The sequence below is a fragment of the Serratia sp. CY47444 genome, from assembly GCF_052168635.1.
Classification (GTDB): domain Bacteria; phylum Pseudomonadota; class Gammaproteobacteria; order Enterobacterales; family Enterobacteriaceae; genus Serratia; species Serratia bockelmannii.
This window is the reverse complement of sequence record NZ_JBJNMH010000002.1, coordinates 165272-184075: the sequence shown is the minus strand read 5'-3', so window position 1 is coordinate 184075 and position 18804 is coordinate 165272. Positions and strand designations below refer to the sequence as shown.

At 62.4% G+C, this 18804-nt stretch carries 20 protein-coding genes and 1 riboswitch; of the genes, 7 read left to right on the top strand and 13 right to left on the bottom strand.

Annotated elements, in window-relative coordinates:
- Window positions 1–209 precede the first annotated feature (209 nt).
- From cecR to ACJ8IL_RS05035, 5 genes are read left to right on the top strand one after another with little or no spacing between them, the layout of a single operon-like run.
- Window positions 210–908, top strand: a complete 699-nt coding sequence (gene cecR, locus ACJ8IL_RS05055) for a transcriptional regulator CecR (RefSeq protein ID WP_060432619.1) — start codon at window positions 210–212, stop codon at window positions 906–908.
- A gap of 18 nt (window positions 909–926) precedes the next feature.
- Complete coding sequence (gene hlyD, locus ACJ8IL_RS05050) at window positions 927–1913, top strand: secretion protein HlyD (protein ID WP_049203804.1); 987 nt, start codon at window positions 927–929, stop codon at window positions 1911–1913.
- Between the two features lie 8 nt (window positions 1914–1921).
- The gene (locus ACJ8IL_RS05045; protein WP_442516376.1) at window positions 1922–3658 is read left to right on the top strand and encodes an ATP-binding cassette domain-containing protein; all 1737 of its coding nucleotides are present in this window, start codon (window positions 1922–1924) and stop codon (window positions 3656–3658) included.
- Window positions 3655–4809 carry an ABC transporter permease gene (locus tag ACJ8IL_RS05040; protein ID WP_049203801.1) on the top strand — a complete coding sequence of 385 codons (1155 nt, stop codon included), beginning with the start codon at window positions 3655–3657 and terminating at the stop codon, window positions 4807–4809. The genes ACJ8IL_RS05045 and ACJ8IL_RS05040 overlap by 4 nt, the downstream gene beginning before the upstream one ends.
- A 12-nt stretch (window positions 4810–4821) precedes the next feature.
- Window positions 4822–5928 (top strand): ABC transporter permease, encoded by a 1107-nt coding sequence (locus tag ACJ8IL_RS05035; RefSeq protein WP_049208965.1) that lies wholly within the window; start codon window positions 4822–4824, stop codon window positions 5926–5928.
- A gap of 70 nt (window positions 5929–5998) precedes the next feature.
- Here the strand turns inward: ACJ8IL_RS05035 and ACJ8IL_RS05030 are convergent, their stop codons facing one another.
- The 6 genes from ACJ8IL_RS05030 to moaA all read right to left on the bottom strand — a co-directional run bounded on the left by ACJ8IL_RS05030 (window position 5999) and on the right by moaA (window position 9561).
- Complete coding sequence (locus ACJ8IL_RS05030; RefSeq protein ID WP_033637508.1) at window positions 5999–6709, bottom strand: Bax inhibitor-1/YccA family protein; 711 nt, start codon at window positions 6707–6709, stop codon at window positions 5999–6001.
- A gap of 130 nt (window positions 6710–6839) precedes the next feature.
- Entirely contained in the window at window positions 6840–7307 is a 468-nt protein-coding gene (gene moaE / locus ACJ8IL_RS05025) for a molybdopterin synthase catalytic subunit MoaE (RefSeq protein WP_004939764.1), read from the bottom strand.
- Window positions 7308–7309: 2 nt separating this feature from the next.
- Window positions 7310–7555, bottom strand: coding sequence for a molybdopterin synthase sulfur carrier subunit (moaD, locus tag ACJ8IL_RS05020; protein ID WP_004939768.1), 246 nt, complete (start codon window positions 7553–7555; stop codon window positions 7310–7312).
- Window positions 7552–8031 carry a cyclic pyranopterin monophosphate synthase MoaC gene (moaC, locus tag ACJ8IL_RS05015; protein ID WP_004939770.1) on the bottom strand — a complete coding sequence of 160 codons (480 nt, stop codon included), beginning with the start codon at window positions 8029–8031 and terminating at the stop codon, window positions 7552–7554. The genes moaD and moaC overlap by 4 nt, the downstream gene beginning before the upstream one ends.
- A gap of 3 nt (window positions 8032–8034) precedes the next feature.
- The gene (moaB, locus tag ACJ8IL_RS05010) at window positions 8035–8550 is read right to left on the bottom strand and encodes a molybdenum cofactor biosynthesis protein B (RefSeq protein ID WP_025301928.1); all 516 of its coding nucleotides are present in this window, start codon (window positions 8548–8550) and stop codon (window positions 8035–8037) included.
- Between the two features lie 24 nt (window positions 8551–8574).
- Window positions 8575–9561, bottom strand: coding sequence for a GTP 3',8-cyclase MoaA (gene moaA / locus ACJ8IL_RS05005; RefSeq protein WP_442516375.1), 987 nt, complete (start codon window positions 9559–9561; stop codon window positions 8575–8577).
- Window positions 9548–9692: riboswitch (molybdenum cofactor riboswitch) on the bottom strand. Its footprint overlaps the gene before it by 14 nt.
- 260 nt (window positions 9693–9952) lie before the next feature.
- On the opposite strand from moaA, the gene ACJ8IL_RS05000 reads away from it, so the two are divergent.
- Window positions 9953–10870, top strand: coding sequence for a gluconeogenesis factor YvcK family protein (locus ACJ8IL_RS05000; protein WP_025301926.1), 918 nt, complete (start codon window positions 9953–9955; stop codon window positions 10868–10870).
- A 6-nt stretch (window positions 10871–10876) separates the two neighbouring features.
- Here ACJ8IL_RS05000 and ACJ8IL_RS04995 read toward each other — a convergent pair whose 3' ends face one another.
- From ACJ8IL_RS04995 to ACJ8IL_RS04985, 3 genes are all read right to left on the bottom strand, one after another.
- Window positions 10877–11143, bottom strand: coding sequence for a VF530 family DNA-binding protein (locus ACJ8IL_RS04995; protein WP_004939783.1), 267 nt, complete (start codon window positions 11141–11143; stop codon window positions 10877–10879).
- 100 nt (window positions 11144–11243) lie between these two features.
- On the bottom strand, window positions 11244–13256 hold the full coding sequence (gene uvrB / locus ACJ8IL_RS04990; protein WP_043136693.1) for an excinuclease ABC subunit UvrB: 2013 nt from the start codon (window positions 13254–13256) through the stop codon (window positions 11244–11246).
- A 531-nt stretch (window positions 13257–13787) separates the two neighbouring features.
- Window positions 13788–13910, bottom strand: coding sequence for a hypothetical protein (locus ACJ8IL_RS04985; RefSeq protein ID WP_255703093.1), 123 nt, complete (start codon window positions 13908–13910; stop codon window positions 13788–13790).
- 458 nt (window positions 13911–14368) lie between these two features.
- On the opposite strand from ACJ8IL_RS04985, the gene ACJ8IL_RS04980 reads away from it, so the two are divergent.
- A complete protein-coding gene (locus ACJ8IL_RS04980) occupies window positions 14369–15091 on the top strand; it encodes an ATP-binding cassette domain-containing protein (RefSeq protein ID WP_049295191.1) in 723 nt (240 codons plus the stop codon).
- 29 nt (window positions 15092–15120) lie between these two features.
- Here the strand turns inward: ACJ8IL_RS04980 and bioD are convergent, their stop codons facing one another.
- The 4 genes from bioD to bioB are packed head-to-tail and all read right to left on the bottom strand — an operon-like array spanning window position 15121 to window position 18727.
- Window positions 15121–15795, bottom strand: coding sequence for a dethiobiotin synthase (bioD, locus tag ACJ8IL_RS04975; protein ID WP_442516374.1), 675 nt, complete (start codon window positions 15793–15795; stop codon window positions 15121–15123).
- On the bottom strand, window positions 15788–16555 hold the full coding sequence (bioC, locus tag ACJ8IL_RS04970; protein WP_442516373.1) for a malonyl-ACP O-methyltransferase BioC: 768 nt from the start codon (window positions 16553–16555) through the stop codon (window positions 15788–15790). The genes bioD and bioC overlap by 8 nt, the downstream gene beginning before the upstream one ends.
- Window positions 16539–17690, bottom strand: a complete 1152-nt coding sequence (gene bioF, locus ACJ8IL_RS04965; RefSeq protein ID WP_025301919.1) for an 8-amino-7-oxononanoate synthase — start codon at window positions 17688–17690, stop codon at window positions 16539–16541. The genes bioC and bioF overlap by 17 nt, the downstream gene beginning before the upstream one ends.
- On the bottom strand, window positions 17690–18727 hold the full coding sequence (bioB, locus tag ACJ8IL_RS04960) for a biotin synthase BioB (protein WP_025301918.1): 1038 nt from the start codon (window positions 18725–18727) through the stop codon (window positions 17690–17692). The genes bioF and bioB overlap by 1 nt, the downstream gene beginning before the upstream one ends.
- Window positions 18728–18804: the final 77 nt, after the last annotated feature.

Sequence of the window (18804 nt, the reverse complement as noted above, 5' to 3'; positions counted from 1 at the left end):
ACGAGGGATTGGCACAAACTGCAGTGCACCAGGCGCCGATTGTAACAGAAGTCGCGCAATAAAAAGCACTTTTACGCACCTAGAGCACAATCTGCCGTAAATTCAGCATTGTCTGAAGCCGATCACATAACTCATTGTGGTTAGAGGTTGCGTTTTAGACAATCTGGCATAAAGTTAATCATATGATTGATTAACTTCGAGCGTGACCCATGCCAGCTTCCGTCCCTCATCAGGCCGCCGGCCGGGCGCGCGGCGAGCAAACGCGCCGGCAACTGCTCGCCGCGGCAACCGAACTGTTCGGTGAATATGGCCTGGAAGGCGCCACCACGCGCGACATCGCCCAGCGCGCCGGCCAGAATATCGCCGCCATCACCTACTACTTCAGCTCCAAAGAGGGGCTGTACCTGGCCGTGGCGCAGTCGCTCGCCGATTTCATTCAGCAGGCGTTCGCCCCGCTGGTCGCGGAAGTCGATCGCTTCCGGCAAGAACCAGCCGCACAACGGTCATCTGACGCGGCGCTGCGCTTGTTGCAACGTGGCCTGCTGGCCTTCAGCGAGCTGATGACCCAACCGCACACGCTGAACCTGAGCAAAATCATGTCGCGCGAACAGCTCGCCCCGACCGAGGCCTATCCGCTGATCCACAGCCAGGTGATCGCGCCGATGCACGAGCGGCTGTGCCGCCTGCTGTCGGCCGCCACCGGCATCGACGAACACGCCCCCCGCCTCGTATTGCATACCCATGCGCTGATCGGCGAGGTGCTGTCGTTCCGCGTGGCGCGCGAAACTATCCGCCGTCAGGCCGGCTGGCAAGACATTGGCGAGGGCGAAGCGGCGCAAATCGCGGCGGTACTGAGCGAACATATTGAGATTCTGGTTACTGGGCTGCGCCAACGTCATGGCGCGTAAATTCAGGCAGGGAGTGTTATGAACAAAAAACGCAGTGCCTTGATCGTGTTGTTAATTCTGCTGATCGCGGCCGTCGCATACGGGGTTTGGCATTACCAACAGCAGCAGGATCGGCCGCTGACGCTGTACGGCAACGTCGATATTCGCACGGTCAACCTCGGCTTTCGCGTCGACGGGCGCCTGGCGTCGCTGACGGTGGATGAAGGCGATACCGTTCAGCCGGGCCAGCTGCTTGGCAAGCTGGACGATGCCCCCTACCGCAACGCGCTGCAGCAGGCCGAAGCCAACGTCGGCAGCGCGCGCGCCAAACTGTCGCTGCTGCAGGCCGGCTACCGTAGCGAAGAGATAGCCCAGGTGCAGTCAGAAATGGCGCAGCGCCAGTCCGCCTTCACCTATGCCGACAGCTTCCTGAAACGCCAGCAGGGGCTGTGGGCGAAAAACGCCACCTCCGCCGACGCGCTGGAGGATGCGCGCACCGCCCGCAATCAGGCGCAGGCCAACCTGCAGGCGGCGAAGGACAAGCTGTCGCAATACCGCAGCGGCAACCGCCCGCAAGAGATTGAACAGGCCAAGGCCGACGTGGCGCAAAGCGAAGCGGCGCTGGCGCAGGCGCAGTTGAACCTGCAAGACGCCACGCTGATCTCCCCTTCCGCCGGCACGGTGCTGACCCGCGCGGTGGAGCCGGGCACCATGCTCGGCGCCGGCGGCACGGTATTCACCCTGTCGCTGACCCGGCCGGTGTGGGTGCGCGCCTACGTCAACGAAACCAGCCTGAACCAGGCGGTGCCCGGCACCGAACTGGAGATCTACACCGACGGCCGCCCCGACAAGCCTTACCACGGCAAGATCGGTTTCGTCTCGCCGACCGCGGAATTCACGCCGAAAAGCGTTGAAACGCCGGACCTGCGCACCGATCTGGTGTACCGCCTGCGGGTGATCGTCACCGACGCCGACGACGCGCTGCGCCAGGGCATGCCGGTCACCCTGCGCTTCGCCAAACCCTGAGGCCGGCTATGGAACAGGCGCACACCATTGAGCTGGAAGGGCTGGAGAAGCGCTTCCCGTCGCTTGAGAAACCGGCGGTCGCCAGCCTGACCACCACCCTGCACAGCGGTGCGGTCATTGGGCTGGTCGGCCCGGACGGCGCAGGTAAAACCACCCTGCTGCGCATGCTGGCCGGGCTGCTGCAGCCCAGCAGCGGCAAACTGCGGGTCGCCGGGCTGGATCCGATTGCTCAGGATCGTCAACTGCACGCGATCCTCGGCTATATGCCGCAGAAGTTCGGGCTGTATGAGGATCTGACGGTGATGGAGAACCTGACGCTGTACGCCGATCTGCGCGGCGTCACCGGCGATCTTCGCCGCCAGACCTTCGAACGGCTGCTGAAATTCACCGATCTGACCCGCTTCACCGAGCGCCTGGCGGGCAAGCTGTCCGGCGGCATGAAGCAAAAACTGGGACTGGCCTGCACGCTGGTGGGCGAACCCCAGGTGCTGCTGCTGGACGAACCGGGCGTCGGCGTCGATCCGATCTCGCGCCGCGAGCTGTGGCGCATGGTGCACGAGCTGGCCAATGACGGCATGTTGATCCTGTGGAGCACCTCTTATCTCGACGAGGCCGAGCAGTGTCGCGAAGTGCTGCTGCTCAACGAGGGCGAGCTGCTGTTCAGCGGCGCGCCGCAGGATCTGACCCAGCGCATGGCCGGACGCACGGTATTGATCGCCGCGCCGCCCGGCAGCCATCGATCGTTGCTGCAGCGGGCGATCTGCCTGCCGGCGGTCACCGACGGCGTGATCCAGGGCAAGTACCTGCGCCTGATCCTGAAAGAAGGCGAAGATCATCGGCAGCTACTGCAGGCGCTGGATCTGCCGGACGCCGAACTGGACGAAGCGGATCCGCGCTTCGAGGATGCGTTTATCGATCTGCTCGGCGGCGGCCCCAACCATCGCTCGGCGCTGGCGGAGATCATGCCGACCGTTGACGGAGAAAGCGGTGAAACGGTGATCGAAGCGGTGCAGCTGACCAAGAAATTCGGCGATTTCGCCGCCACCGATCACGTCGATTTTCAGGTGCGGCGCGGCGAAATCTTCGGCCTGCTCGGCCCGAACGGCGCCGGCAAGTCCACCACCTTCAAAATGATGTGCGGCCTGCTGGTGCCGTCCGGCGGCAAGGCGCTGGTGCTGGGGATGGATCTGAAAACCAGTTCCGGCCAGGCGCGCCAACGCCTTGGCTACATGGCGCAAAAATTCTCGCTGTACGGCAACCTGACGGTGGCGCAGAACCTGAAGTTCTTCTCCGGGGTCTACGGCCTAAGCGGCAAGGCGCAGCGCGACAAAATCGACGAGATGTCCCGCGCCTTCAACTTCGCGCCGATCCTCGATCAGACGCCGGATGCGCTGCCGCTCGGCTTCAAGCAGCGCCTGGCGCTGGCCTGCGCGCTGATGCACGAACCGGATATTCTGTTCCTCGACGAACCGACTTCCGGCGTCGATCCGCTGACGCGGCGCGAGTTCTGGCTGCACATCAACGGCATGGTCGACAAGGGCGTCACGGTGATGGTGACTACCCACTTTATGGACGAAGCGGAGTACTGCGACCGCATCGGCCTGGTGTATCGCGGCAAGATCATCGCCGCCGGCACGCCGGACGATCTCAAACAGCAGGTGGCGCGCGACGACAATCCCAACCCCTCGATGGAGCAGGCGTTTATCGAGCTGGTTCAGGGCTACGACGAGGAGGAATCACGGTGAGCGCTAACCGAACCCCCATCGACGACGGCGGCTTCTCCTGGCGCCGACTGCGCGCGCTGTGCCTGAAGGAAACGCGGCAGATACTGCGCGATCCCAGCAGCGGCCTGATCGCCTTCGTTATCCCGCTGATGCTGCTGTTCATCTTCGGCTACGGCATCAACCTGGACTCCAGCAAGCTGCATCTGGGCATTCTGATGGAGCAACAGAGCGAAGACGCGCGCGATCTGGCCCAGGCGTTTGCCGGCTCGCCCTATATCGAACCGACCATCAGCGACAACCGCCAACAGCTGATCCAGCAGATGCAGGCCGGCACGATCCGCGGCCTGGTGGTGATCCCGGTGGATTTCGACCAGCGCATGGCGCGCCCGCACGACAGCGCCCCTGTCCAGGTGATCACCGACGGCAGCGAGCCGAACACCGCCAACTTCGTGCAGGGCTATGCCCAGGGCGTATGGCAAGTTTGGCAGCAGCAGCGCGCCGCCGATCGGGGGAGCAGCGACAAGCCGCTGATTGACGTGCAGATGCGCTACTGGTTCAACCCGGCGGCCATCAGCCGGCACTACATCATCCCCGGCGCCATCACCATCATCATGACGGTGATCGGCGCCATTCTCACCTCGCTGGTGATCGCCCGCGAATGGGAGCGCGGCACCATGGAAGCCCTGCTGTCCACCCAGGTGACGCGCAGCGAGCTTCTGCTCTCCAAGCTGATCCCATATTACTTCCTCGGCATGATCGCCATGGCGCTGTGCATGGCGGTGGCGGTGTGGGTGCTCGGCGTGCCCTATCGCGGTTCGCTGCCGATCCTGCTGCTGATCAGCAGCCTGTTCCTCGCCAGCACCCTCGGCATGGGCCTGCTGATCTCCACCCTCACCCGCAACCAGTTCAATGCGGCGATGGTGGCGCTGAACGCCGCCTTCCTGCCGTCGATCATGCTGTCCGGCTTCATCTTCCAGATCGACAGCATGCCAGCCATCGTGCGCGCGGTGACCTACATCATTCCGGCGCGCTACTTCGTCAGCACGCTGCAAACGCTGTTCCTGGCGGGTAACGTCGGCACCGTGCTGGTGATCAATCTGTTGTTCCTGATTGCTTCCGCCGTGGTGTTCATCGGCCTGACGGCCTGGAAAACCCAGCGCCGGCTGGATTGAGGAGAAAGAGCGATGTTTCATCGTCTGTTGACGCTCATCATCAAGGAAATGCAGGCGCTGCTGCGCGATCCGCAAACCCGTGCCATTTTAATCATGCCGGTGATCCTGCAGGTGCTGCTGTTCCCGTTCGCCGCGACGCTGGAAGTCACCAACGCCACCATCGCGGTCTACAGCGAAGACAGCGGCCAGGCCTCGGTGGAGTTGACCCAGCGCTTCGCCAAGGCCAAGGCCTTTCAACACGTGCTGCTGCTGCGCAGCCCGCAGGAGATAAAGACCACCATCGATAACCAACGGGCGCTGCTGCTGATCCGCTTCCCGGCGCAGTTCTCGCGCGATATCGCCACCGGCAACACCGCGCCGCTGCAGCTGCTGCTCGACGGGCGCAACTCCAACAGCGCGCAGATCGCCGCCAACTACGTACAGCAGATCGTGCAGGAATATCAGAAGGAGCTGCTCGGCAACCGCGCCAAACCCAACAACAGCGAGCTGGTGGTGCGCAACTGGTATAACCCGAATCTGGACTACAAATGGTTCGTGGTGCCGTCGCTGATCGCCATGATCACCACCATCGGCGTGCTGATCGTCACCTCGCTGTCGGTGGCGCGCGAACGCGAACAGGGCACGCTGGAACAGCTGCTGGTCTCGCCGCTCACCACCTGGCAGATCTTTATCGGCAAGGCGGTGCCGGCGCTGATCGTCGCCAGCTTCCAGGCCAGCATCGTGCTGTTGATCGGCATCTTCCTGTATCAGATCCCGTTCGCTGGATCGCTGCTGCTGTTCTACGCCACCATGTTGATCTACGGGCTGTCGCTGGTCGGTTTCGGCCTGCTGATCTCGTCGCTGTGTGCCACTCAGCAGCAGGCGTTTATCGGCGTGTTCGTGTTCATGATGCCGGCGATCCTGCTCTCGGGGTATGTCTCGCCGGTGGAGAATATGCCGGTGTGGCTGCAGGATCTGACCTGGGTGAACCCGATACGCCACTTCACCGACATCACCAAGCAGATCTACCTGAAGGACGCCAGCTTCAGCATTATCTGGCGCAGCCTGTGGCCGCTGCTGGTGATCACCGCCACCACCGGCAGCGCCGCCTACGCGCTGTTCCGCCGCAAGATCGCATAAAAAAAGCTCTGCATGTCACATGCAGAGCTTTTTGATCGCCAGATACCCTAAGGCTTGAAAGACAAGGGATTTAGCGGCGGTTGCCGAAGATACGCAGCAACATCAGGAACAGGTTGATGAAGTCGAGATACAGCGTCAGCGCGCCGACGATGGCGTACTTGCGGAAGCTGTCTTTATCATCGGCGTTCAGCTGCTCACCCATCGCCTTGAGTTTTTGCGTGTCGTAGGCGGTCAGACCGACGAACACCACCACCCCGATGTAGGTAATCGCCCACATCAGCGCGGTGCTTTTCAGCCAGATGTTCACCAGCGAGGCCAGCACGATGCCGATCAGCGCCATGAAAAGCATGCTGCCGAAGCCGCTCAGATCGCGCTTGGTGGTGTAGCCGTACAGGCTCATGGCACCGAACATGCCGGCGGTGACCACAAAGGTGCTGGCGATCGAGCTGTAGGTGTAGGCGATGAAAATGCTCGACAGCGTCAGCCCGGTCAGCGCCGAGTACAGCATGAACAGCGAGGTGGCCACCGCGCCGCTCAGGCGGTTGACCATGCCGGAAATCACGAACACCAGCGCCAATTGGGCGATGATCAGACCGAAGAAGGTGATCTGGCTGGAGAAGATGAAGTTGAGGATCGCGGGCGTGTTGGCCGCATACCAGGAAACGAACGCCGTCAGCAGCAGACCGCAGGTCATCCAGCCGTAAACCTGCGCCATGTAGGCCTGAATGCCGCTGTTGGCACGTTCGACGATTGAACCATTAGAGCGTGGATATCGGTCCATGACGGTTACCTTTTGCGTTATAAACAAGATTCCGAAGCCCCGCGAACGGGGCTTCGCCTGCTATAAGCGTACCACAGAATAGGCCGCGCGAAAGCGGCAAAGGTCTTGATTTGTTTCCGCTGTTGACGCGTTATTTAGCCGCGTCGTGCCAGCGTTGCGCGGCCTCGCGATCGCTGTCGCGAGCGTCCACCCAACGATCACCCTGGCCCGTGGCTTCGCGCTTCCAGAACGGGGCGCGGGTCTTCAGATAGTCCATGATGAATTCGCTAGCGGCGAACGCCATGCTGCGGTGTGCGCCGGTCACGCCGACGAACACGATCTCGTCGCCGGGATACAGCGCACCGACGCGGTGGATCACCGTCACGCGCTGCAGCGGCCAACGGCTGCGCGCCTCGGCCACGATCTCCGCCAGCGCCTTCTCGGTCATGCCGGGGTAGTGTTCCAGCGTCAGCGCGCTGACGTCGTCCCCAAGGTTATGGTTGCGCACCTTGCCGGTGAAGGTCACCACCGCGCCATCGGCGTCGCACTGCGCCAGCCACTGGTACTCATCGCCGACGTTGAACGGCGCTTCGCCCACGCGAATGCGGGTATTTTCCATGCTTACCCCCCGGTAACCGGCGGGAAGAAGGCCACTTCATCGCCGGCACGCAGCGGGTGATCCGCCGCCACCAGCGACTGATTGACCGCCGCCAACAGCTTGCCGGATTCCAGCGCCAGCGCCCAGCGATCGCCGCGCGCGCACAGCGCCTGGCGCAGCGCCTCGACGGTCGGGTAATCCGCCGGCATCGACAGCGCGCCGGTGCCCACCAGTTCGCGCACCTGCGCGAAGAAAAGAATATCGATCATGCGTTCACCTTAAAATCACCGGATTTGCCGCCGCTTTTCGCCAGCAGGCGCACCGGGCCGATCACCATGTCTTTCTGTACCGCTTTGCACATGTCATAGATGGTCAATGCCGCCACCGAGGCGGCGGTCAGCGCTTCCATCTCGACGCCGGTTTTGCCGGTCAGCCGGCAGCAGGTTTCGATGCGTACCCGGCTGTGCTCCGTTTGCGCCTCTAGCTGCACTTCGACTTTGCTCAACATCAGCGGGTGGCACAGCGGGATCAGTTCCCAGGTGCGTTTGGCCGCCTGAATGCCGGCGATGCGCGCCGTGGCGAACACGTCGCCCTTGTGATGGCTGCCGTCGACGATCATCGCCAGCGTGGCGGGCAACATCTCGACGAAGGCTTCGGCGCGCGCCTCGCGCACCGTTTCGGCCTTGGCGGATACGTCGACCATATGGGCTTCGCCGGCGGCGTTAATGTGGGTTAGCTGTGTCATGACTCAGGGCTTCTTCAAATGGGGCTGGAAGTTGCACGGGCGATGGCGCGCGTCCAACTGCTCTTCGATAATCCGCTCCCAGGCGGTGCGGCAGGCGCGGGTGGAGCCCGGCATGGCGAAAATCACCGTGCGGTTCGCCAGGCCGGCCAGCGCGCGCGACTGGATCGTCGCGGTGCCGATCTCTTCGTACGACACCATGCGGAACAGTTCGCCGAACCCTTCCACCTCTCTGTCGAACAGCGGCAACAGCGCTTCCGGCGTGTTGTCGCGCGCGGTAAAACCAGTGCCGCCGGTGATCAGCACCGCCTGCACGTTGTCATCGGCGATCCACGCGGAAACCCGTGCGCGGATCTGGTAAATGTCATCTTTGACGATGGCGCGATCCACCACCTGATGGCCGGCTTCCTGCGCCGCGTCCTGCAGATATTGGCCGGAGGTGTCTTCCGCCGCGCCGCGGCTGTCGGACACGGTCAGGATGGCGATATGCGCCGGAATAAACTCGCTGCTCGCATGGCTCATGGTTCAATAAGCTCCTATTGGCTGTCAGCCGCCGATAAACGACAGGTTCTGGGTGATCCCGCTGTTGCCCTGATGCAGGAAATGGGTCTGCTTCTTGCTCAGCAGCCCACTCTGGATGCGCGCCTTCAGCGCGTCGAGCTGGCCGTCATCCGCCAGCAGATCGCGCAGAGGCACCCCCTGCTCGCCGAACAGACACAGGTGCAGATTGCCGATGGAAGAAACGCGCAGCCGGTTGCAGCTGGCGCAGAAATCTTTTTCATACGGCATGATAAGACCCACCTCACCCTGGTAGTCCGGGTGGCTGAACACCTGCGCCGGACCGTCGCTGCGGCCGCGCGCCTGGCGCTGCCAGCCCTGCTGCTCCAACTGCCGGCGAATCACTTCGCCGGAAACGTGGTGTTTGCGAAACAGCTCGCCGCCCTCGCCGGTTTCCATCAGTTCGATAAAGCGCAGCTGGATCGGCCGATCCTTGAGCCAGGCGAGAAAGGCGCCAAGTTGCTGGTGATTGACGTCGCGCATCAGCACCGCGTTGACCTTGACCTTGCTGAAACCGGCGCTGAAGGCGGCGTCGATGCCGTCCATCACCTGGCGGAACTTGTCCTGGCCGGTGATGGCGTGAAACTGGCGGGGATCCAGGCTGTCGACGCTGACGTTGATCGCCGTCAGACCGGCGTCACGCCAGGCGGCGACGTCGCGCGCCAGACGGTAGCCGTTAGTGGTGACCGCCAGGGTACGGATGGCCGGGTTTTCCCGCACGGCGGCGATGATCTCGGTAAAATCGCGGCGCAGCGAAGGCTCGCCGCCGGTCAGGCGCACCTTTTCGGTGCCCAGTTCGGCAAACGCGCGGCTGACGCGGCGGATTTCATCCAGCGACAGGAAGCTTTTCGGGCTGCCGCTCGGCTTGTAGCCGTCGGGCAGACAATAGGTGCAACGAAAGTTGCACACGTCGGTGATCGACAAACGCAGGTAATAGAACTTGCGCTCATAAGCATCAATGAGTTGCGGTACCATAACACCTTTCCAAAGTCGGGAGATGCGAGCGTTTCCCCTCTGCACCCTGGTGGCTAACTTCGCCACGGCCCAGGCGCCATATCGTTCCGGATGAACAACGTAGGCGCAGGGGCTAGGAGTTTGATTTCACTTCCCGCTACCTTGAGTAGCCGGAATGAAACCGTGGTTTTCAGCAGAATTCTAGCGCTAATCGGCAACGATAGCCAACGCGTTAATTCGCTATATAACTGTCTATACAGCGTTTTTAGACGCCGCCTATTCGGGTAAACCATGATAAACATCGCTTGCGTGGACGAATTGACCAGAATCACGCAAATGACACTCTTTATCGCGTTTTTATGCCGGATCCGCTACCTTATGCGGGCAGTTCAGACCCTTTGTAAGGAAATTTATGCGTAATCGTACCCTGGCCGATCTCGACCGCGTGGTGGCGTTGGGCGGCGGACACGGCCTGGGCCGTGTGATGTCGGCCCTGTCGTCCTTAGGCTCCCGCCTGACCGGCATCGTCACCACCACCGACAACGGCGGTTCCACCGGCCGCATCCGTCGTTCGGAAGGCGGCATTGCCTGGGGCGATACCCGCAACTGTCTCAACCAGCTGATCACCGAACCGAGCGTCGCCTCGGCGATGTTCGAATACCGTTTCAGCGGCAACGGCGAACTGGCCGGCCATAACCTGGGCAACCTGATGCTGAAAGCGCTGGATCACCTGAGCGTGCGCCCGCTGGAAGCGATCAATCTGGTGCGCAGCTTGCTGAAGGTGGACGCGGCGCTGATCCCGATGTCGGAGCAGCCGGTGGATTTGATGGCGCACGATCACGAAGGCAATCACGTTTACGGTGAAGTGAATGTCGATCAACTGGCCCACATGCCGCAGGAGCTGATGCTGTCGCCCCCGGTCAACGCCACGCGCGAAGCGCTGGACGCCATCGCACAGGCCGACGTGATCCTGATCGGACCGGGCAGCTTCCTCACCAGCCTGATGCCGCTGCTGCTGCTGGACGATCTCACCCAGGCGCTGCGCCGCAGCAGCGCCAGCATGATCTATATCGGCAACCTCGGCCGCGAGCTGAGCGTGGCCGCCGCGGCGCTGTCGTTAAAGGATAAGCTGACGCTGATGGAAGAGAAGATCGGCCGCCGGATGATCGATGCGCTGATCGTCGGCCCGGCGGTGGATGCCAGTGAAGTGCAGGATCGGGTGGTGATTCAGCAACCGCTGGAAGCGAGCGACATCCCCTACCGCCACGATCGCCAGCTGCTGCGCCAGGCGCTGGATCACGCGCTGGTGGAGCTGGCCGCGCGCCGCTGACCGAATTTAACCGTCTCGCCCGCGCAGCCAGGGATTATCGCTGGCTGGGGCGGGATGGCTGACCATATCGATATACAGATCTTCCACCTCTTTGCGCGCCCAGGGCGTGCGACGCAAAAACTTCAGGCTGGACTTGATGCTCGGATCGCTGCGGAAGCAGTTGATGCGAATGCGCGCGCCCAGTTCGGACCAACCGTAGTGATCCACCAGTTTATTCAGCAGTTGCTCCAGCGTTACGCCGTGCAGCGGGTCTTTAGACTGGTGTTGGCTCATGTTCGGTACTCTTCGTGGTCAAATCGGGCCGCACACCATAACAGCTTTGGCGCGGCCGACAAGGAATTTTGACGCCCACGGCGCGGGCGCCGTCCAACGGTCAGGAAATCGCGATGAACTGCTCGCGCAGCTGGTGGATTTCGTCGCGCAGCGCAGCCGCCTGCTCGAACTCCAGGTTTTGCGCGTGGGTGTACATCTGCGCTTCCAGATCGCGAATTTTCTGATCCAGCGCTTTCGGCGTGAGGTTCTGTAGCTGAGCGCCGCCCTCCACCGCCTTGCCCTTGCCTTTGCTCTTGGCGCGGTTGACCGGTTGGCCGATCTGCAGAATGTCGCCGATCTTCTTGTTCAGCCCCTGCGGCACGATGCCGTTGGCTTCGTTGTAGGCCTGCTGCTTGGCGCGGCGCCGCTCGGTTTCACCGATCGCCTTGGCCATCGAATCGGTGATGCGATCGCCATACAGGATCGCCTTGCCGTTCAGGTTACGCGCCGCGCGGCCGATGGTCTGGATCAGCGAACGCTCGGAACGCAGGAAGCCTTCCTTGTCGGCGTCCAGAATCGCCACCAGCGACACCTCAGGCATGTCGAGCCCCTCACGCAACAGGTTGATGCCCACCAGCACGTCGAACTCGCCCAGACGCAGGTCACGGATGATTTCGACCCGTTCCACGGTATCGATGTCCGAGTGCAGGTAGCGCACGCGCTCGCCATGCTCTTCCAGGTATTCGGTCAGGTCTTCCGCCATGCGTTTAGTCAGGGTGGTCACCAGCACGCGCTCGTTGATCGTCGCGCGCTTGCGGATCTCGGAGAGCAGATCGTCCACCTGGGTGGCGACCGGCCGCACTTCCACGATCGGATCCAGCAACCCGGTCGGCCGCACCACCTGATCGATCAGATCGCCGCCGGATTTCTCCAGCTCATATTTGCCCGGCGTCGCGGAAACATAGATGGTCTGCGGCGCCAGTGCCTCAAACTCCTCGAAGCGCAGCGGGCGGTTGTCCAGCGCCGACGGCAAACGGAAGCCGTACTCCACCAGCGTTTCCTTGCGCGCGCGGTCACCCTTGAACATCGCGCCGATCTGCGGAATGGTGACGTGGGATTCGTCGACCACCAGCAGGCCGTCCGCCGGCAGGTAGTCGAACAACGTCGGCGGCGGCTCGCCCTCGGCGCGCCCGGACAGATAGCGCGAGTAGTTTTCGATGCCCGAGCAGTAACCCAGCTCGTTCATCATCTCCAGATCGAACTGGGTGCGCTGCGTCAGGCGCTGCTCTTCCAGCAGCTTGCTGTTGGCCAGCAGCACCTTGCGGCGGTCCGCCAGATCAACCTTGATCTCTTCCATCGCCTGCATGATCCGCTCACGCGGCGTCACGTAGTGCGATTTCGGGTAGATGGTAAAACGCGGCACCACCTGCTCAATCTGCCCGGTCAGCGGATCGAACAGCGACAGCCGTTCCACTTCTTCATCGAACAGTTCGACGCGCAGCGCCAGCTCGTCTGATTCCGCCGGGAAGATATCGATCACCTCGCCGCGCACGCGGAAGGTGGCGCGCTGGAAAGCCTGATCGTTGCGGGAATACTGCAGCTCCGCCAGGCGGCGCAAAATGGATCGCTGATCGATGATCATGCCCTGAGTCAGGTGCAGCATCATCTTCAGGTAAAGATCCGGATCGCCCAGGCCGTAGATCGCCGACACCGACGCCACCACCACCACGTCGCGCCGCTCCAGCAGCGCCTTGGTGGCGGAAAGACGCATCTGCTCGATGTGCTCGTTCACCGAAGCATCTTTTTCAATGAAGGTGTCGGAGCTGGGCACGTAGGCTTCCGGCTGGTAGTAGTCGTAGTAGGAGACGAAGTACTCCACCGCATTCTCCGGGAAAAACGCTTTCATTTCGCCGTACAGCTGCGCCGCCAGCGTCTTGTTCGGCGCCAGTACCATGGTCGGCCGATTCAGATCGGCTATCACGTTGGCGATGGTGAACGTCTTGCCCGAACCGGTGACCCCCAGCAGCGTCTGGTGCGCCAGGCCGTCTTCCAGCCCCTCTTCCAGCTTGCGGATGGCTTCCGGCTGATCGCCGGCCGGTTTGAACTCGGAATGCAGTTTGAAAAGTTTACTCATTGCTCGGCTACCCTGTGGAGATGCGCGCGCTCAGGCGGCCAGCCGGCTCTGCGCCGGATATGGCCCCTAATTATGGAAAGTGTCGGCGATTTGCGCCAGTGCCCATGATACTGGATATAAAACCAGCTTCAAGCGGATTCGTCGCTGCACCCGGCACTGCGGCAATGTCGTTGCACCGTGACGTTACAGCCGGGTGACATTTTTATTGTCAATAACAGATTTATCCCCAGAACTTGCCGCGAATTAACTTATTGATAGCACCGCGTCGAAAAATCATACATAGAGACCTGATCAATACCCCTGCGTCTTGATTTTAGTTAATATATTGATATATAACAGTTTTAATAAAAAGACGAGAATGCGGGCAAAGCGAACAGAACCCGCGTCCGCTCTCGCTTTACAGCGTTTTTCTAAATCTAATACACAAGGTTATCCACAGGAATAGTGGATAACTCTCACCGTCCCGCCCGGGGCGGGAGTTACGGAAAGAAAGCTTTTCGCCCTTTACACCCGCTAAAATGGCTTTTTTAGTTATTTTTTCATAAAAATATCGCTTTGTTTATGCCGATTAATACTAAAAATCCCCATTGCCAAAATCGCATCGGCCCCTTTCTCGCGGATCGCTCTTGACGGCGGCGCAATGCCTTGCACCATGTCCTCACCAAAGGGCACCACAAGAGTGCAAAAAACGTCCGGGTTAACTTCTCGGCGTATTTTCAGGCCACGGCGGCAGAGCGCGTCAGGCCTGGCAGAGGGTTAACAAAGCGATAACATCCCCCCTTTTCGGCCAGTAGCAAAACTGGCCTGGGAGTTGCTTTATCTTTCAGCGTGCGAACGAGGCGCGACAGCATAATGCGCTGCCGAATGCGGCGTGCAACCGCCGCCTGGCTACCCCTCGTAAAAGCACGAGAACGACACCAAGTCGTCATAAACGTCGTTTTTCACGACATACTGACTGTCTTTCCGTCCACCGCAGACATTGCTCAGGTGAATCGGATGGACGGCATTTTGTTCCAGACATTGCCACACTCGGGAAATCAACCGCCAATGCGGCCTTTGTTGCACCCCACCAACGAGTGGATGGGCGCCTGTGTCTATGAGGAGAATGCCAAATGCTGAGCCTGAGATCGGTCAATCAATTTTACGGGCAAAATCATACCCTGTGGGACATCAACCTGGAGCTGCCGCGCGGCCAGTGTACCGTGCTGCTTGGGCGCAACGGCGTGGGCAAGACCACGCTGGTCAATTGCATCATGGGGCATGTGCCGGTGGTGAGCGGCAGCATGACCTGGCAGCCCGCGGATCAGCCGCCGCAAAATCTGCTGCTGCAACCGATGGAGCGCCGCGCCGCACTCGGCATCAGCCTCGTCCCGCAAGGGCGGCAACTCTTCTCGCAGCTGAGCGTGGAGGAGAATCTGCAGGTGGCGCAGATGGCCGGGCGCGGTGCCCCTCGCCGCATTCCGCCGCTGATCTACAGCCTGTTTCCCAATTTGCGCCAGATGCGTACCCGCCGCGCCGGCGATCTGTGCGAAGGCGCTCAACGCCAGTTGGCGATCGGTCGTGCGCTGGCGCAGGAGCCGGCGCTGCTGATCCTCGACGAACCGACGACGGGTGTGCCCCCTTCAATCGCCGCCGACATCGGCAACGTGATCCGCAGGCTCAACTATGAGTTGGGCATGACCATTTTGCTGGTAGAGCATCAGCTGCCGTTCGTGCGCCGGGTGGCGGATCGTTTTTGTCTGCTCGATAGCGGGCGCACCGTGGCGCACGGCGCGCTGGCGCAGCTAGATGAGGCGCTGATCGGCGCCGGACTGGCAGGGCAAGAAGAAGGATGAGGGAGAGACCCCCCCCCCTCATTGAGCGTTTATAGCAGGCTGATATCCAGATACTCCCCCAGCGGCGCCCGTTCGGCCTGCGGCAGGTGTGGTATTTCACCCAGCAGCGGCGCGGGCAGCATGCGGCGCAGCGTGGCCAGGTATTCCTGATGCCGCCGCCCCGGGGGCGCCACGTCGTTGGCGATCCAACCGGCCAGCGTCAACCCCACCTGTTGCACCGCCTGCGCCGTCAGCACTGCGTGGTTGATGCAGCCCAGTTTAATGCCCACCACCAGGATCACCGGCAATTGTTCCTGCTGCACCCAGTCGGCGAAGGTGTACTCCGCCGACAGCGGGGTAAACCACCCGCCGGCGCCTTCGACCAGCACCCAGTCGGCGCGCTGCTCCAGCCGGCGCAGGCCGTCGGACAGCCGCGCCGCGTCGATCGGCCGACCTTCATCGGCGCTGACGATATGCGGCGAGGTCGGTTCGGCAAAAACGTAAGGGTTCACTTCGTCGTAACGGAGCGCCACGCCGCTGTTGGCTTGCAGCGCCAGCGCGTCGCCGTTGCGCAGCCCCTCGGCGGTCATCTCGCTGCCGGAGGCCACCGGCTTATAGCCGGCGCTGCGGTAGCCCGCCCGGTTGGCGGCCTGCAACAAGGCGCTGCTGGCAACGGTCTTCCCCACCTCGGTGTCGGTGCCGGTCACGAACCAACGTTTAATCACGATAAATCACTCCATAAGCCAGATGATAGCTGAGGGGGAACTGCCCCTGCCGGCACGGGTAAGCCGCCTGCAACGCGGCGAGACGGCCTCGCGACATCAGGCCGCCCTCGCGCCCCTGATGCAAATGCGTCGCCCCGATGCCCTTGAGCGAGCGCATCAGCGTCATCACGTCCGGGTAGTTCAGGGTGCGTAACTCCGTGACCAGCTCGTGCCGGTATTCAGCACAGGCGGCGCGGATCTGCGCCAGCGGCAGGAAGGCGTTCACGTGGCGCTCGCCGTCCACCTGTTGCCAGGCGTCCCCCAATTCCTGCAGCGATCCCGCCGCCAACGTGGAAAACAGGATCACGCCGCCGGGGCGGGTCACGCGATACAGCTCCGCCAGCGCGGCGGGCAGATCGCTGCACCACTGCACCACCAGGCTGCTGAAACAGATGTCCATCGCCGCATCGGGCAGCGGTACCTGCTCGATATCGCCCAGCAGATAATGGTGCGCCGCCTGCCGTTGGCGGGCGACCTCCAGCATGCCCGGCGCCAAATCGAGCGCGGTCACCTGCTTGCCGCGCTCGCGCCACAGGCGGCTGAAATAGCCGGTGCCGCAGCCGGCATCCAGCAGCTGCTCGCCCGGATGGGGACTCCCCATCCCCAGTAAGCGCTCGCCAACATCACGCTGCAGCGCGGCGGCGTCGTCGTAGCTGCCGGCCGCGCGGCTGAAGGCCGAGGCGACCGCCTGTTTGTTCACCGTGTCATTGGCTGACGTCATTCAGCACCTCCAGCAGGCGATCGATATCCTGCGGCTGATGCGCCGCCGTCAGGGTAATGCGTAGCCGCGCGCCGCCCGGCGGCACCGTCGGCGGGCGAATGGCGCTCACCCACAGTCCGCACTCGCGCAGGCGGGTCGCCAGATCGAGCGCGCGCTGATTATCCCCCACCAGCAGCGGCTGGATGGCGGTGTCGGAATCCGTCAGGGTCAGCGCCAGCGGCGCCGCGCCCTGACGGAAACGCCGAATGTTGTCCTGCAGCCGGGCACGCAGTTCATCGCCCTCGCGAATGCAGGCCAGCGCCGCCTGCAGCGCGCAGGCTTGCGCCGGCGGCATTGCGGTGCTGTAGATTAGATGGCGGGCGAACTGCAGCAGATACTCGGCGGTCGCCTCATCGCACAGCACTGCCGCGCCGCTGACGCCGAACGCCTTGCCGAAGGTCGCCACCAGCAGTTCAGGGCGCACGCCCTGCTGCCAGCAGCTGCCGCGGCCTTGCTCACCGCGCACGCCGACGCCATGGGCATCGTCCACCATCAGCCAGGCGCCCGCCGCGCGGGTTAAGCGATGCAGCTCCGCCAACGGTGCGCCGTCGCCGTCCATGCTGAACACCCCTTCGGTCACCGCCAGCCGCTGCCCGTCGCAGGGTTTGGCCAGCAGATCCGCCAAGGCCTGCGGCTGATTGTGCTGGAACCGGCGCAGCTCGGCCGGCGACTGCGCCGCCGCCTCCAGCAGCGAGGCGTGGCTGAGGCGATCGGCCAAAATGCGATCGCCCTTCTGCATCAACGCCGCCAGCACCGCCTGATTGGCGGCATAGCCGGAGATGAACAGCAGCGCGCGCGGATAGCCGAGCCACGCCGCCAGTTGCTCTTCCAGCGCCTGATGCGCCACGCTAAAGCCGGTGACGTGGCCCGACCCGCCGCTGCCGACGCCGTAACGCTGCGCGCCCTGCTGCCAGGCGGCGATCACCCGCGCATCCTGGCTCAGCCCCAGGTAGTCGTTGCCCGAGAAGTTCAGATAGAGACGATCGCCGAGCCGGATCTGGCGGCCGTTGCCGCCCTCGGTGGTCTGTCGCCGACGGTAGGCGGCGTTGAGACGCCGTTCTGCCAGCGCCTGTTCGATACGTTGTTGCCAGCTCATCACAGCGCCGCGTTGTAAAACTCGGCGGTATCGGCGTTCAGCAGCTGCTTAGCCAGCACCTGCTGTTGCTGGTTGTCGCCATGTTCGGTGGCGGTCTGCTGCGGGTTCAGCCCCAGCTTGCGGAACAGCTGCAGATCCTTGTCTTCTTCCGGGTTCGGCGTGGTCAGCAGCTTGCAACCGTAGAAGATCGAGTTGGCGCCGGCCATAAAGCACATCGCCTGCGTCTGTTCGTTCATCTGTTCACGGCCGGCGGAAAGGCGGACATAAGAGGACGGCATCATGATGCGCGCTACCGCGATGGTGCGGATGAAATCGAACGGATCGACGTCGTCGTTATCCGCCAGCGGCGTGCCTTTTACCTTCACCAACATGTTGATCGGCACGCTCTCCGGCGGTTTCGGCAGGTTAGCCAGCTGCACCAGCAGCCCGGCGCGATCGCGCACCGTTTCCCCCAGCCCGACGATGCCGCCGGAGCACACTTTGATGCCGGCGTCGCGCACCTTGTCGAGCGTATCCAGGCGTTCCTGGTAGCTGCGGGTAGTGATGATGCTGCCGTAGAACTCCGGCGAGGTGTCGAGGTTATGGTTGTAATAATCCAGCCCGGCTTCCGCCAGCCGTTCGGCCTGAGTGCCGTCCAGCGTGCCCAGCGTCATGCAGGTTTCCATGCCCATCGCTTTCACGCCCTGCACCATCTGCTGCAGATAAGGCATATCGCGCTCGTGCGGGTTCTTCCACGCCGCGCCCATGCAAAAACGGGTCGAGCCGTTCGCTTTGGCCTTGCGTGCCGATTCCAGCACCTGCTCGACCTGCATCAACCGCTCCGACTCCAGGCCGGTCTTGTAGCGTGAGCTCTGCGGGCAGTATTTACAGTCTTCCGGGCAAGCGCCGGTCTTGATCGACAGCAGCGTGCTGACCTGCACCTGACGCGGGTCGAAGTGCTGGCGGTGTACGGTTTGCGCTTCGAACAGCAGTTCCAGCAGCGGTTTATCAAACAGGGCCTGGGCTTGCCCTACTGTCCAGTGAATGCGGTCGGCCATCATGGCGTCTCCAAAACGAAAAAGTGTCGCCAGTTTAAATATTGTGGATATACTGTCAACCAATCTTAATTCAATTT

Coding starts and splice junctions, on each gene's coding strand:
- cecR (WP_060432619.1), top strand. CDS start 210: ATGCCAGCTTCCGTCCCTCATCAGGCCGCCGGCCGGGCGCGCGGCGAG.
- hlyD (WP_049203804.1), top strand. CDS start 927: ATGAACAAAAAACGCAGTGCCTTGATCGTGTTGTTAATTCTGCTGATC.
- ACJ8IL_RS05045 (WP_442516376.1), top strand. CDS start 1,922: ATGGAACAGGCGCACACCATTGAGCTGGAAGGGCTGGAGAAGCGCTTC.
- ACJ8IL_RS05035 (WP_049208965.1), top strand. CDS start 4,822: ATGTTTCATCGTCTGTTGACGCTCATCATCAAGGAAATGCAGGCGCTG.
- ACJ8IL_RS05030 (WP_033637508.1), bottom strand. CDS start 6,709: ATGGACCGATATCCACGCTCTAATGGTTCAATCGTCGAACGTGCCAAC.
- moaE (WP_004939764.1), bottom strand. CDS start 7,307: ATGGAAAATACCCGCATTCGCGTGGGCGAAGCGCCGTTCAACGTCGGC.
- moaD (WP_004939768.1), bottom strand. CDS start 7,555: ATGATCGATATTCTTTTCTTCGCGCAGGTGCGCGAACTGGTGGGCACC.
- moaC (WP_004939770.1), bottom strand. CDS start 8,031: ATGACACAGCTAACCCACATTAACGCCGCCGGCGAAGCCCATATGGTC.
- moaB (WP_025301928.1), bottom strand. CDS start 8,550: ATGAGCCATGCGAGCAGCGAGTTTATTCCGGCGCATATCGCCATCCTG.
- moaA (WP_442516375.1), bottom strand. CDS start 9,561: ATGGTACCGCAACTCATTGATGCTTATGAGCGCAAGTTCTATTACCTG.
- ACJ8IL_RS05000 (WP_025301926.1), top strand. CDS start 9,953: ATGCGTAATCGTACCCTGGCCGATCTCGACCGCGTGGTGGCGTTGGGC.
- ACJ8IL_RS04995 (WP_004939783.1), bottom strand. CDS start 11,143: ATGAGCCAACACCAGTCTAAAGACCCGCTGCACGGCGTAACGCTGGAG.
- uvrB (WP_043136693.1), bottom strand. CDS start 13,256: ATGAGTAAACTTTTCAAACTGCATTCCGAGTTCAAACCGGCCGGCGAT.
- ACJ8IL_RS04985 (WP_255703093.1), bottom strand. CDS start 13,910: ATGGTGCAAGGCATTGCGCCGCCGTCAAGAGCGATCCGCGAGAAAGGG.
- ACJ8IL_RS04980 (WP_049295191.1), top strand. CDS start 14,369: ATGCTGAGCCTGAGATCGGTCAATCAATTTTACGGGCAAAATCATACC.
- bioC (WP_442516373.1), bottom strand. CDS start 16,555: ATGACGTCAGCCAATGACACGGTGAACAAACAGGCGGTCGCCTCGGCC.
- bioF (WP_025301919.1), bottom strand. CDS start 17,690: ATGAGCTGGCAACAACGTATCGAACAGGCGCTGGCAGAACGGCGTCTC.
- bioB (WP_025301918.1), bottom strand. CDS start 18,727: ATGGCCGACCGCATTCACTGGACAGTAGGGCAAGCCCAGGCCCTGTTT.